The sequence below is a fragment of the Sutcliffiella halmapala genome, assembly GCF_050107295.1.
GTDB classification, from domain to species: domain Bacteria; phylum Bacillota; class Bacilli; order Bacillales; family Bacillaceae_I; genus Sutcliffiella_A; species Sutcliffiella_A halmapala_A.
In genome coordinates this window covers 46,288-60,447 of sequence record NZ_JBNIKR010000012.1, presented here as the reverse complement: position 1 = coordinate 60,447, position 14,160 = coordinate 46,288, and the positions used below count along the sequence as shown (strand labels likewise).

Annotated in this window: 10 protein-coding genes and 2 riboswitches; all 10 genes read left to right on the top strand. The window is 45.7% G+C overall.

What is annotated here, in order from left to right; all coding sequences use genetic code 11:
• Positions 1 to 5: 5 nt before the first annotated feature.
• The 10 genes from ACQCT5_RS18220 to thiO all read left to right on the top strand — a co-directional run bounded on the left by ACQCT5_RS18220 (position 6) and on the right by thiO (position 14,159).
• Positions 6 to 2,054 (top strand): transglycosylase domain-containing protein, encoded by a 2,049-nt coding sequence (locus ACQCT5_RS18220; protein ID WP_499643882.1) that lies wholly within the window; start codon positions 6 to 8, stop codon positions 2,052 to 2,054.
• 185 nt (positions 2,055 to 2,239) lie between these two features.
• Complete coding sequence (locus ACQCT5_RS18215) at positions 2,240 to 3,220, top strand: quinone oxidoreductase family protein (RefSeq protein ID WP_499643880.1); 981 nt, start codon at positions 2,240 to 2,242, stop codon at positions 3,218 to 3,220.
• A 283-nt stretch (positions 3,221 to 3,503) separates the two neighbouring features.
• Positions 3,504 to 4,784: an MFS transporter gene (locus tag ACQCT5_RS18210; protein WP_499644058.1), complete on the top strand. Its 1,281-nt coding sequence runs from the start codon at positions 3,504 to 3,506 to the stop codon at positions 4,782 to 4,784.
• A gap of 214 nt (positions 4,785 to 4,998) precedes the next feature.
• Positions 4,999 to 8,058, top strand: coding sequence for an efflux RND transporter permease subunit (locus ACQCT5_RS18205; RefSeq protein ID WP_499643878.1), 3,060 nt, complete (start codon positions 4,999 to 5,001; stop codon positions 8,056 to 8,058).
• An 82-nt stretch (positions 8,059 to 8,140) separates the two neighbouring features.
• Positions 8,141 to 8,247, top strand: a riboswitch (TPP riboswitch).
• A 118-nt stretch (positions 8,248 to 8,365) separates the two neighbouring features.
• A complete protein-coding gene (tenA, locus tag ACQCT5_RS18200; protein ID WP_499643876.1) occupies positions 8,366 to 9,049 on the top strand; it encodes a thiaminase II in 684 nt (227 codons plus the stop codon).
• Between the two features lie 3 nt (positions 9,050 to 9,052).
• Positions 9,053 to 9,643: an ECF transporter S component gene (locus ACQCT5_RS18195; protein WP_499643874.1), complete on the top strand. Its 591-nt coding sequence runs from the start codon at positions 9,053 to 9,055 to the stop codon at positions 9,641 to 9,643.
• 13 nt (positions 9,644 to 9,656) lie between these two features.
• On the top strand, positions 9,657 to 11,135 hold the full coding sequence (locus ACQCT5_RS18190; RefSeq protein ID WP_499643872.1) for an ABC transporter ATP-binding protein: 1,479 nt from the start codon (positions 9,657 to 9,659) through the stop codon (positions 11,133 to 11,135).
• A complete protein-coding gene (locus ACQCT5_RS18185; protein WP_499643870.1) occupies positions 11,116 to 11,916 on the top strand; it encodes an energy-coupling factor transporter transmembrane component T family protein in 801 nt (266 codons plus the stop codon). The genes ACQCT5_RS18190 and ACQCT5_RS18185 overlap by 20 nt, the downstream gene beginning before the upstream one ends.
• A gap of 63 nt (positions 11,917 to 11,979) precedes the next feature.
• Positions 11,980 to 12,086, top strand: a riboswitch (TPP riboswitch).
• Positions 12,087 to 12,427: 341 nt separating this feature from the next.
• Complete coding sequence (gene tenI / locus ACQCT5_RS18180) at positions 12,428 to 13,048, top strand: thiazole tautomerase TenI (RefSeq protein ID WP_499643868.1); 621 nt, start codon at positions 12,428 to 12,430, stop codon at positions 13,046 to 13,048.
• Complete coding sequence (thiO, locus tag ACQCT5_RS18175; RefSeq protein WP_499643866.1) at positions 13,032 to 14,159, top strand: glycine oxidase ThiO; 1,128 nt, start codon at positions 13,032 to 13,034, stop codon at positions 14,157 to 14,159. Before tenI ends, thiO begins: the two co-directional genes overlap by 17 nt.
• Position 14,160: the final 1 nt, after the last annotated feature.

Here is a 14,160-nt window from a genome sequence, read left to right as displayed (position 1 = left end):
TTCTTATGGCGAAGAGAGTAGAACGAAACAAGAAAAAGGTAAGCCTGCGAGCATTGTTTTTAATGGCAGGATTATTCGTGCTAATCGTATTGCTAGGGATGCAATTATATATTAATACAAGGGATGTCAGTGCTTTGACCGAACCTTTGCCTCAGGCTACGGTAATCTATGACCGTCATGGTGAGGTTGCAAGTAAGCTGACTGCAAGTAAAATAGAGGGAGTATCGAGTGAAGACATTCCGGATGTGATGAAACTCGCTGTCGTAGCGGTGGAGGATCGTCGTTTTTATGAACATGACGGGTTCGATTTTGTTGGAACCCTCCGTGCGTTTTCCTCTAATATCAAGGCTGGGGGAGTCGTACAGGGCGGAAGTACCATTACACAGCAGCTGGCGAAGAATGTATTTTTGACACATGAACAAACATTCAAACGGAAATTTGATGAGTTTTTCCTGGCCAAGAAGGTGGAAAAGGCCTACACAAAGGATCAGATTATCAGCCTTTATTTGAATCAGATCTATTTTGGTGAGGGAGCATGGGGAATCAAGAATGCAGCCTCCGTTTATTTTGCAAAGGATCCAAGCGAGTTGACGCTGGCGGAAGCGGCCACCATTGCCGGCTTAATTAAAGCACCATCAGCCTTATCCCCGTTGAATAATCCGGACCGTTCCATCGAAAGAAGAAATTTGGTCCTGCACCTGATGTATGATCAGAAGTTTATTACACTCGAAGAATTAGAAGCCGCCAAAGCGGAAGAGTTGAAGCTCGAAACGAGAAATGTAGATCCATATGAAGGGAAATATCCGAGCTATATGGATTACATTCTCGAGGAAGCCAATAAAATGTATGGCATCAGTGAAAGTGAGCTATTGGCAGGAGGTTACAAAATCTACACTTCCCTTGAGCCTAAAGCACAGGAAACCTTGGAAAAGGTGTATGCCGACCCGGCCAACTTCCCGACGGCACCTAATGGGGAAGTGGCCCAGAGCAGCGGAATCTTAATGGATCCCAAGACAGGTGGGATTCTTGCACTAATCGGTGGAAGAGACTACAAGTTCCGGGATTTCAACCGTGCTTCACGACTCGCCAAGCAGCCTGGTTCCACGGTGAAGCCTTTATTGGTTTATACCCCTGCTCTGGAAAAGGGCTATGATATGTACGATATGTTAAATGATTCACCGATCGATATAGACGGGTACAAGCCGCTGAATCACACACTTGATTACCGCGGGGAAGTATCCATGTATGATGCAGTATTGAATTCGTATAACGTTCCGGCAGTCTCCCTATTACACGAAATGGGAGTCAAAACTGGTGTTGAAGCGGCAAAAAAATTGTATTTGCCGATTACAGAAAATGACCATAACCTTGCAGCCCTTGCTCTTGGTGGATTTGATAAAGGAATCGCCCCCAAACATCTGGCAGAGGCCTACACCATTTTTCCCAATAAGGGTGAGCTTGTCGAATCCCATGCAATTATGAAAATTGAAACGGGAGACGGCGATGCAGTTGCTAACTTTGAAGGGGAAAAGGAACAGGTCGTTTCTAAGGAAGCGGCGGAGAAAATGACCTATATCCTGCAGAATGTTGTGGAAGAAGGCAGTGGAAAGAACGCCATCATTCAAGGCAGGGAAGTGGCAGGTAAAACTGGTTCCACCCAAACAAGGGACGATAACCATAAAGCTACCTCCAACCAATGGTTTGCCGGCTTCACCCCACAGGTGGTCGGTGCTTTCTGGATCGGATTCGATAAGCCGACAGAAGATTTATACCTTCCGATCATTTCCGGAGCAGGCAGTCCTTCCGCGAAGATTTTCCAGCAGGTAGTGAGTGAAGCTTGGAAAGACGAACCAGTCGAATCCTTCAACCTTCCTGCTTTCGGAAAGCCCAAAGCACCTGTAAAGAAGGAAGAAGAGTCCGAGAGACCTTCTGACAATGAGGGCGAAAGGAAGAAAGAAGAAAAGAAAAAAGATGATAAGAAAAAAGATAAAGATAAGAAAGATCGCGGGAAGAAGAAGGATAAACACGACGATGATGATGACGATGACGATTAACCACTGATCAGTAGTGCCAAGTCCCTGATTTAGGACTTGGCATTTTTAAGTTTTCGAACCGCAGAAGATGTTGAAAATACAAATGGCTGATAAATGATAATTTCAGCTGATATCTAGTTTTTTGCATTCAAAGACATGTAGATAGTATATTGGACGATGAAGCAGGCTGGAATTTTGAATAGGTAATGGAGGGGATTTTAATGAAAGCTCTCGTATTTGATAAATTTGGAGGTCCTGATGTTCTGTATTACACGGAAATTCCGGACCCTGTAATAGGTGATCATGAAATTTTGGTTAAGACGGAAGCGGTAGGTCTGAATTTTGCTGATATTTATCGGAGAAAAGGCAACTACCATCTTGCAGGTGAGCCGCCTTATATTCTTGGATATGAAGGGGCAGGAGTGGTCTCAGAAGTGGGGGCTGCCATTACGGACATTAAGATCGGAGACAAAATAGGATTTGCAGATGTACCATATGCGAATGCGGAATTTGTGGCAGTACCTTACGATAAAGCAATTCCTCTTCCTGATAAGATTTCTTGTGAAACGGCTGCTGCAGTTTTGCTTCAAGGACTCACTGCACTTTACCTTGTGCACGACAGTCATCCTGTTAAAAAAGGGGACACAGTTCTGGTGCATGCAGCAGCCGGAGGAGTCGGTCAGCTGTTGACCCAGATGGCTAAACTGCTTGGCGGTAAGGTAATCGGATTGACTTCCTCTGCGGAGAAGGCGGCTATCGCAAAAGATGCAGGTGCGGACCAGGTGTTCCTGTATGGTTCAGATTGGGTGGCAGACGTAAAAAACGCAACTTCGGGGCAAGGCGTTGAGGTAGTGTATGAGTCAATCGGTTCGACCTTGGCATCAAGCTTTCAAGCAACAAAAATTGGCGGAACGGTTGTGTTCTTTGGTATGGCTGGCGGTGATCCGGAACCTGTCGATCCAAGGATGCTGATGGACACCTCGAAGACCCTGACAGGCGGAGATCTTTGGAATGTTTTGACTTCCCGCGAAGAGAGGGTAGCACGTTCGACCAGGTTGTTCTCCTGGATTGCCGAGGATAAGCTGGAAATTGCAGAGCCGACTGTTTTTTCCCTAAGTGATGGAGCCAAAGCCCACGAGCTTTTGGAGAGCAGAAAAAGTACCGGAAAAATATTGCTGACGCCTTAAGATGACGCTTGGTAATCCTTTTGGATTGCTGGGCGTTTTTTTGTTTGATGTAGCAGCGACTGAACGTGCCTCCTTTTTCTCGAACCGCCACCCAGTAAAATACTTGATGGTGACGGAACGAAACAATCCTGTCCACACCCGTCTAACCATTCAATTAAGCCTCCATCACTACCCATCCCTCCTCCTTGAGACCGATAGAAAATTACCCGTAAGTCCGTTACCCTTGTTTACTAATCGAGGTAAAATGATGCTAGATAACAAGATGATGGTGGGGGATAAACCGATGAAAAATATGGTGCAAATCTTTAAAAATCGCAATTACAGTCTTTTGTTTCTGGCAGCATTTACTTCTCAGATGGGGAATATAATTGGAATTGCCGCTTTTATGCTATACCTTTTGGATAGATTTTCAGAAAAGCCGTTTTACGCGGCCATTACGGAGCTTATGTACTCCTTGCCTACCCTGGCAGTATTTTTCCTGGTAGGGGTGCTGGCAGACAGGATGGACCGGCAGAAGATTGCTGCCAACAGCGATTGGATCTGTGCATTCCTGTCACTTGGATTGCTTGGTGCCATCTACATAGATTGGATGCCGCTGATTTTTGCCCTATTGTTTTTGCGCAGCGCGTTTTCAAAATTCTTCTATCCGGCGCAAGGAGCCATGATACAAGGCATTCTCTCCAAGGATGAATATACGGTGGCAGCAGGATTAAACCAGATGACCAGCAGTTTGTTCATGCTTTTTGGAAATGCACTCGGTATTTTCATCTACTGGACCATCGGGCTGCAAGGCGCCATCATAGTCGACTTCGCCACGTATATCGTCAGTGCACTATTAATCCGTGCTTGTGTGCTTTCCGAGACAGTGCGCCTTCCCAATGGAAGCCACAAGTGGAAGGAAATCAACATCAAATTTGTAGCCAAGGATTTTAAGGAGGGGCTCCTTTACATCCTGAAAAGTCCGCTGCTCGTCTATTTAATTATTGGATTTTTTGTATTCGGGATTGTGAACGGCGGGATGTCTGTCATGCCAGCATATATTTTGAAATATAAATTGGCGCCGGACAATTATGAAGAAATCATGGTTCTTGTAGGAATAGTATTTGGTATCTCGGTACTTTTAGGCAGTATCATAGCTTCCATGCTTGCCAAAAAGCTGAAGCTCTATCAAATGGTCATCATTGGTGTTGGGGTTTCAGGAGCTTTTGTTATCGCGTCGGGGTATAGCACGTCCGTATATTTCTACCTGGCATTCAGTGCACTTGTTGGATTAAGTCTGCCATTTGTGAATATCGGAATAGGGGGCTGGCTTCCAAGAATTGTAGACCCGAAAATGATGGGACGGGTGCAGGGATGGATTACGCCTGTAATGATGCTTTCGCAGTCAATCACTCTTGGAATTATTGCGTTGACGTTCCAGAAGGTTGTCAGCGTCGAAGGGATCTATGTGTTGGTAGGTGGATGTCTGCTTTTTGTTTCGTTTTTCTACATGGCCACCCTTCCAAAACATTCAGAGGAGGAAGAGGGGGCGCCGGAGTCTCTTGAAAAATCAGCCTCGGTTTGAGGGGATTGATAAAGGTGTTATCCACAGTTGGTTAACATCTTTTATTTTGAAAATAAATATTTCCATAATTTTCTTATTATGTTAAAATATCCAACGGGACACTCAGTCGGAATAGAAAGGATGATTTTACAAAATTTTTACAATAATGAACGTAATGCCACGATATAGTTAGAAAAGAAAGAAAAAACCAGTAAATTCTTAGGGGATATGTGAGATGAAAAAATTAATCGGCTTTTCATTGAAAAACACAGCGGCAATCATCATTATGGTATTTCTTATTTCGGTTATGGGGGTCTATTCCACTACGAAGCTGCCAGTTGAATTTTTGCCTAGCGTCGATAATCCTGTCATCACTGTTACGACGATTGCACAGGGGATGGATGCGGAAACGACGGGAGATACGATAACAGAACCGATAGAAAACAACTTGAAGCAACTTGCGAATGTGGAGCAGATGGTCTCCTCCACTAGCGAAGGACTCTCAAGGATAGATATATATTTTAATAACGAAGCAGATCTGAAAGAGTCAAATCAAGAGGTGGAGAGGATTGTCAATCAGCTGCCATTGCCACAGGAGGCAATGAAGCCCTTTATTGTCCTGTTGAACACTTCGATGATTCCGATTGCGCAGATCGGTGTTCAAACAGATGTGGGAATGACACTTGAAGACGAAAATGTAATCAAAGAGAAGGTCTTGCCTCAAATGGAAGATGTCGAAGGAGTATCCACTGTCTCCCTTTACGGTCAATCAAGCACGGAGCTTTTGATTGAAGTAGATCCGGCAAGCCTCGAGGAGAAACAATTGACTGCCATGCAGGTAATGATGGCGCTTCAAGGCAAAAGCATTTCAGTTCCATCCGGGCATTTGAATGTGGATGGCTCCTCTACCGCAGTGAGAGTGGTTGGGGAAATCAATGATGTGAGTGACATTGAAGCGATTTTGCTTGCTCCAAACGTTGAATTGGGTGATGTGGCATCTGTATCGATCAATCAGTATTATGAGGCGCTTACCCGTATCAACGGTAACGATGGATTGGCCTTTATTGTCACAAAAGAAACAAGTGCAAATGCTGTGAATGTAGGTAAGGCGCTGGATAAAAAAATGGTGGAGCTCGCAGAAACGTTTCCCGATTACACTATAAACATGCTCTTCTCCACTGCAGCCGAAGTGGAAAGTGCAGTATATGGAATGGCACGCGAAGTGGGAATCGGAGCGGTAGCGGCTACATTTGTCATCCTATTGTTCTTAAGAAATATCCGAACGACTTTTATCGCAATTGTCAGCATACCGCTTTCCATTTTTATCACGATGTTCCTTTTGAAACAATCAGGGGTAAGCTTGAACATTCTGACCCTTGGGGGATTGGCGGTGGCTGTTGGTAGACTTGTAGATGATAGTATCGTGGTCATGGAAAACATCTACCGGAGACTGCAGCTTGAAAAACTTTCGAAAGAGCTTGTCCTCGATTCGACCAGGGAGGTGGGAATGGCGATCACCGCGTCGACCCTTACCACTATTGCTGTGTTCCTTCCGGTAGGGTTTGTATCAGGCTCGCTTGGTGAGTTTGTCCTTCCGATGATCTTGGCCGTTGTGTATTCCATCATGGCTTCCTTGCTGGTTGCTTTGACAGTGGTACCGATGCTGAGCTTTATGCTGTTGAAGAAAGTAAAGCAGCAGGAGGAAAAACCAGCATTAAGATATAAGAGAGTCCTGCAATGGTCCCTGTCTCATAAATTCATTGTCCTTGCAGCTTCTTTCGTGATATTTCTTGCATCCATTGGCGGCTATTTCCTGATTCCGCAATCCAATGTGGAGTCCGAGGTGGAGTCGGCAGTAAGTGTCAATCTTACATTCCCTAAGGATATGGATCCTGAACTGGCAAGGGAGAACGCGCTTCTTTTTGAAAAGGAGCTCCTGAAGGAAGAAAAAGCGGACCAAGTGTTGCTTCGGATGGGGATGGCCCAGGAGGATGCGGAATTTGGCCAGGTAACACAATCGAATGTTGGAGCATTTTTCGTCATGTTTGAAAAAGGGAAAGATGTGGATGCTTTTATCGAGGAAACAAAAGAAAAGGCATTGACCTTTGACGCGGTAGAAGTGGAAGCCATGAAAAATTCCTTTGGTGGATTTGGCGGAAGCGGAATCCAAATCGATGTAACAGCTGAAAATGAAGAAGAGAGGGTAGCTGCAGCTGAAATGGTGCTGCAAGAACTAAAGGAAATAGAGGGATTGGATAAAGTCACTTCCAACTTTGAAGAGATGCAGTCCGAGTGGAAGGTGGAAGTAAAGCAGTCTGAAGCCGAAAAAGCGGGACTGTCTGCTCAGCAGATTGGGGAACAAGTGAAAATGGCGTTGGCAAAAACGCCGATGGGAAAAGTGACGGTGGCCGGGGAAAGACTCCCAGCAACTTTTCAATACAACCACAATGGACTGGATTCACAAGAAGAACTGCTTGCCTTGAAGCTTGCTTCCCCTGTGGCAGGGCTGGTGGAACTTAAGGATGTAGCAACCGTAAAAGAGCAGAATATTAAAACGCAGATTTTCCACAAGGATGGAGAAGAAACGATACAGGTTTCGGCAGAGATTGTGGGGGAGGATGTCCGGAAAATAGGTCTTGATGTAGAGACGATGATCAAGGATCTGGACCTTCCGAATGGAGCTGATGTCGCAGTTGCCGGTGTCACCGAATCGATGCAGGAAACCTTTATGGACATGTTCAAGATGATGGGGATCGCCATTCTGCTTGTGTATCTGATCATGGTCATTACATTTGGTGAAGCTCGTGCCCCATTTGCGATTTTGTTCTCGCTGCCGCTTGCAGTGGTAGGTGGAGTGATCGGATTGATCGTGACGGGAACTTCGCTTGATATGAATGCACTGATCGGCGCATTGATGCTGATTGGAATCGTGACAACCAATGCGATTGTACTATTGGAGAGAGTCATTCAAAACAAAAAACGTGAGCTTGCAACAAGAGAAGCGTTGCTTGAAGCAGGGGCAACCCGACTGCGTCCGATCGTGATGACAGCAGTTACGACTATCGCCGCGATGATGCCGCTTGTTTTCAGCCATGCAAGTGCCAGCAGCCTAGTATCAAAGAGCTTGGCCGTAGTCGTAATCGGAGGGCTGACCGTTTCAACCGCCCTGACCCTGATTGTTGTTCCGGTTGTCTATGAATTGCTGGATGGCTTCGGGAAGAACTCCAAGAAGAAACGTAGATGGTTTGGGCGTAAAAATAAGGATAAAAACCCAATCGAAGTCAGCGGTAATTAAAAAGTTTTTGACAAATCGGAGAAAGCTGATATAAGATGGGTATCAGAAAATGGTTTCCACCTTTTTCACTAACTTTATAGTTTTCTACCACTAGGGGTGCCTTCAAAAGGCTGAGATTAGAGTGAGACTCTAAGACTCTTAGAACCTGATCTGGTTAACACCAGCGTAGGGAAGTGGTCGGTCGAGCTCTCCATCTCCTAATTTCCGAGTGGCAGAGAATTGCGAAATATACTCAACCACCTTTCCTGCGTAATCGAGGAAGGTGGTTTTTTGTTTTCTAAAAAAGATTTGAACAGGAGGAAGAAGGATGAAATTTTCACAGGAATTACGCATGAAGGCAGATCAAATTTGGGAGGCTAGCTTTCACCATCCATTTGTAACGGGAATAGCGGATGGTACTTTGTCGTTGGACTCATTCAAATACTACGTGCTGCAGGATGCCTATTATTTAAGCCATTTTGCAAGAGTGCAGGCCTATGCAGGAGCAAAAGCTTTCGATCTACATACTACATCCAGAATGGCTGCCCACGCACAAGGTACGTATGAGGCGGAATTGTCCTTGCATGAAAATTTTTCAAAGAGATTGGGAGTGTCAGAGGAGGAAAAAAGAAGCTTTAAAGCGGCGCCTACTGCACACGCCTATACCTCCCATATGTACCGTGCCGTCCTTACCGGGGGTCTTGGGGAAGTCATTGCAGCCCTGCTTCCATGCTATTGGCTATATTACGAGATTGGAGAAAGGCTGAAGGATGCCACACCTGTGGAGCTGATCTATCAGGAATGGATTGCCGCCTATGGAGGGGAGTGGTTCCGGGAGCTTGTAGAGGAACAGATTAATAGATTGGATGAGCTTGCGGAAAAAGCGACGAAAGAAGAGCGGGAAAGAATGATGGAGTATTTTATCATCAGCAGCCAGTATGAATATTCATTCTGGGAGATGGCCTATACCTTGGAAAAGTGGCCTGTAGTGGAAATACAAATAAACGCGTAAGGGATGAGGAAAATGAAAAAGGGATTAAAATTGACGGATATTCTCGTCACTATTGTGATTGCATTGGTGTTTGGAATCGTCTATAAGATCTGGGGACCAATCTACAGCCTTTTAACGCCATTGGGACTGCAGATCCAGGAGCTATCCTATGGCATGTGGTTCATTGCAGCGTCTGTTGCCTATCTGCTAATCCGGAAAGCAGGTGTCGCATTCTTGGCGGAAGTGGCTGCTGCCTCGGGTGAATTTTTAGTCGGTTCCGAATATGGTTTGATGGTACTTGTTTATGGAGTGGTGCAGGGGCTTTTTGCAGAGGCTGTATTCATGGGCTTCCGCTATAAGCGTTTTGACATGATGGTTGTTTCACTTGCAGGTGTTGCTGCAGCAATAGGGTCCCTTTTGTTGGACTTGTTCAGAGGCTACTTGTTTGATTATGTGTGGTGGAACGTCACACTGTTGATTTCTTTCCGTATCATCGGAGCCATCCTTTTATCTGGAGTACTTGCCTATATCTTGGTAAAAGCGTTGGAAGCAACAGGTGTTACGAATTTATTGCGTCCTGCGAGCAAAGAGGACTACGATTCCTTGAGACAGTAATAAGGAGGCAAACATGAAGCCAATCATCAAATTGGAAGATTTACGGTTGAAGTATCCAGGGGGCAGGCAATTGTTCCATGACTTTTCCCTGTCTGTAAAAAGGTGCGAGAAAGTTCTGATCCTTGGACCATCAGGAAGTGGCAAATCGACCTTGCTTCAGGTGATGTCAGGCTTGATTCCAGAAGTGCTGGATGTCCCGATGGTTGCCAAGGAAACGGTGTCCCCAATTTCCTGGGGCTATGTTTTCCAGGATCCCGATTCCCAATTCTGCATGCCATACGTTGATGAAGAGCTCGCATTTGTTCTGGAAAATCTGGCCGTTCAAAGAGATGAAATGCCCGAGAGAATTCGTCGTCTCCTGGAACTGGTTGGACTGAATCTCGATGATATCCATACAAGCATCGGGAAGCTCTCAGGCGGTATGAAACAGCGCTTGGCGATTGCGTCCGTTCTTGCCATGGAGCCGGAAGTATTGTTTCTCGATGAGCCTACCGCCATGCTAGATCCAGTAGGAACGCAGCAGGTATGGGATACGATAAAGGGAATAGACGAAGAAAAAACGGTGATTATTGTGGAGCATAAGGTGGACCTCCTCCTTGATTATGTGGACCGGATTGTGGTGCTTGATGAGGAAGGGTATATCGTGGCGGACGGTCCAACAGCCAGCATCTTTCAGAATCATATACCACTTTTAAAGAAATATGGCATCTGGTATCCGGGAGTGTGGGAGGATTACCTCGAGGAAAGAGAGCAAGCTTGTGAAGAACTTTCCATAGACAGTAACCATATTCCCATTATTACTTTAGATGATTTCTCTGGTTATCGGGGAAGAGAGAAAAAAATCGAGGTAGAGGGAAAGGTTATCCATAGCGGAGAGTGGATAGCTATTATAGGAGAAAATGGCGCAGGCAAAAGCACCCTGCTGGAGTCGTTGATGCAGCTGGTAAAAACGGAAGGTTCATATTCCTTGGATGGAAAGCCTGTTAAAGGTATTCCTTCCAATCGGATCGGCTTTGTCTTTCAGAATCCCGAGTTCCAATTTGTTACCACCAGCGTATATGAGGAAATCGCATACTCATTACGTTTGAAAAAGCTGAAGGAAGAGGAGATTGCAGTGCGGGTCGGGGAATTGTTGCAAAGGTTCCGGCTTCAGCAACTGAAATCTCAGCATCCCTACCAGCTCTCAATGGGTCAAAAGCGGAGGTTAAGTGTCGCAGCTGCAGTCATCAACGAGCCTGATGTCCTTTTACTCGATGAACCGACTTTCGGCCAGGACAGCAAAAATACCTTTCAAATGCTGGAATGGCTGTCCGCAATGAAAGAGGCAGGAGTAGCCATTGTCATGGTCACTCATGATCTTCATATTGCAGAGAATTTTGCAGATAGGGTGTGGGTCGTGGAGAATGGGAAACTAAAAGAAGAAATCCAGGGTAGTGAACTTTGCAGTAAATCCGGGAGTAGGAGGGAAAAGCATGCAGTTAGCGTTACCTAGAAAAGAATCATGGATGCATGGGGTGAATCCAAGCCTGAAGCTCCTCATCATGCTGCTTGTTTTTATCGGCATCATGTTCATCCATAATGTGGATGTCATTGCTTATGTGACCCTGTTATTCCTGTTGGTTTTTATAGCTTCCATAAGGTACCGTGTAAAAACAAAAATGCTGCTGCTCCTGCCTTTTTTGTTCATCTTCCTGACGAGTTCCCTTGCCATGATCATGTTTGGAAAAGGGGATACGACACTGTTTCGTTTTGGACTCATACATGTGACCGAAGAAAGCTTTTTCAGGGGAGTGCATCTAGGTCTTCGTTCAATGGTATTTGCCTTTTGCGGCCTGCTTTTCGCGCTTACCACAAAGCCAGTGCTGTTATTCTACTCCTTGATGCAGCAGGGAAAGCTTCCTCCAAGGTTCGCCTATGGCTTCATGGCTGGAGTAAGGCTGCTGCCCATTATGGTGGAGGAATATCTTACATTAAGAAATGCTCTTTTGGTCAGAGGGGTGGAGCAAAAAAAAGGAGTGGCCGCACTCTTTTATAAGATTAAGCTTTTTAGCATCCCCCTTTTATCCCAGAGCATCAGGAGGGCCCATCGTGTAGCGGTCGCGATGGAGGCGAAACGATTTAGTAGGCAGAAGGAACGGACCTATTATTATAGAACGGGGTTTTCAAAAAAAGACATCTGGTTTGTCACTCTTTTTATCAGCATGTTTATGATAGGCTTTGCAGCAGCCGGCTACCTGCCGATTTTCTCGATTTCCGATGTTCGTTACAGGTAGGTCAAGATGAATTGCTTGAAGCTTCATAATATTATGTTAAAATGTAAGTATTAATTGAATATTTGTTATCACTAGGGGAGTCATAAGTGACTGAGATGGAAAGAACGATTTCCAGACCCTTCGAACCTGATCTGGTTAATACCAGCGTAGGGAAGTGGAGCCGTTCTATTTTGGATGAGGAAAGTACATACCATTGATAGACAAAACCACTCTTTACGCGAAGAGTGGTTTTTTTAATGGAAAAGTGGGAAGGCACAAATAAACGAGTGTTGTTCCTTATGTTTACTAGCTGTTGATTCGAGCAATAGGCGAAGACTCCTCGAAAATGCGAGCATTTTCTTCGTGCGATGTATCGCTGCCGCAGCCTTCCTTGTCCTGCGGGAGAAAGTGTTTAGCGGAGACCCCACAGGCGAAGCCGAGGAGGCTCCACAAAACGCCCCGCGGAAAGCGCAGCCTATTGCGGAAATCAACTGTGGTGTTTAACGGAGCCAATGGAAAAAGGGTGTTGAAAATGACGCTGCATGTTATTACAGATGGAAAAAGAACAGCTGATGATCTGGTATCCATTCTTTGTTCGATTCATCCCTATGTGGACCACATACATGTTAGGGAAAAGAATCGACCAGCAAAAGATTTATATCAAATAGTCGAAAGATTGATTCATGGTGGAATTCCTCATAAAAAGCTCATCATTAATGACCGGGTGGATGTGGCACATATACTCGGAGTTGGAGGCGTACAGCTGGCGTATCATAGCTTAGGAGTTTCGGAGGTTAGGAATTCATTCCCCGGTCTGCAAGTCGGAAAATCGATCCATTCCTATCAGGAGGCAGTAGAAGCGGAACAAGATGGAGCTTCGTTTTTGCTCTACGGTCACGTATACAGTACAAAGTCAAAGGATGGTATGAAGGCCAGAGGAATGGAGGAACTGGGGGCAATTGCCTCTACCATATCGGTTCCAGTGATTGCAATCGGTGGGATTACTCCAGACAAAATAGCTGAGCTTCAAGGTATTGGGATAAAAGGGATAGCCGTCATGTCCGGGATCATGAGTGCCAAGGAGCCGGTGGAGGCGGCAATTTCCTATCAAACTAGTTGGAGAAAGGAGGGATTGGATGGGCACGAGCTATGACGTCATTATCATAGGTGGGGGTGTCAATGGATGTGCATCCGCCTATTACTTAAGCAAATCCGGAAAAAAGGTACTTCTATTGGAAAAGGAGCGGATTGCCTCAAAGGCGTCCAGTGCCGCTGCAGGCATGCTTGGTGCTCAGGTGGAGGTCACCGAGGCAGGTCCTCTTTTTGAACTTGCAAAAGAAAGCAGGGCTATTTTTCCCCACCTGCAGCAAGACCTGAAGGAATTAACCGGTATAGATATTGAGCTGGTCCAAAAAGGAATGCTGAAGCTTGCGTATCACGAAGAGGAGGCTCTTTCTCTTAAAAAGACAATTGCTCTTCAACAGAAACTTGGAGAAAAGGCAGACTGGATCAGCAGGGAAGAGGTTTTGCGAAGAGAGCCCGCATTAGGGATGGAGATGCTTGGCGCAATGGATATTCCGAGGGATGGCCACGTCAATCCGGAAAAGCTGACACACGCATTTGCCAAGGCTGCCATCACGCTCGGGGCGGATATCAAAGAATATGTGGAAGTGTATTCGCTTCAGGAACTTCATCAAGAAACTGTAAAAGTGGAAACAAGTGAAGGAAGCTTTTCAGGGGCTTCCATTGTGGTAACCGCAGGTGCATGGAGTAAGAGGATCCTATCTGGGCTTGGTATAAATCTCCCGTCCTACCCGGTAAAAGGTGAATGCTTTTCAGTGCTGACAGATAAGCCGGTTTTGGAGAGTACTATTTTTACAGACTCCTGCTATATCGTACCCAAAAGCGGCAACCGGTTGGTGGTTGGTGCCACCATGGTGCCCCACACTTTCTCTGAAAAAGTTTCAATAGGAGGACTGGCCTCCCTTATGAAGGAAGCAATCAGGACTCTTCCGGCAATCGAGCATGCAAGCTTTGAACGGACATGGGCAGGTATCAGGCCACAAACCGGTGATGGGCTCCCATTTCTAGGGAAACACCCTACCATCCCCAATCTCTTTATTGCAACAGGCCACTACAGGAATGGAATCCTGCTTTCCCCAATCACTGGGAAGCTTGTTGCCTGCATGATTAATGGATGGAAGCTGCCGGATTATACTCGTGCATTTGGACTTAATAGAATACAAGAACCTTCAATGAGGTGAA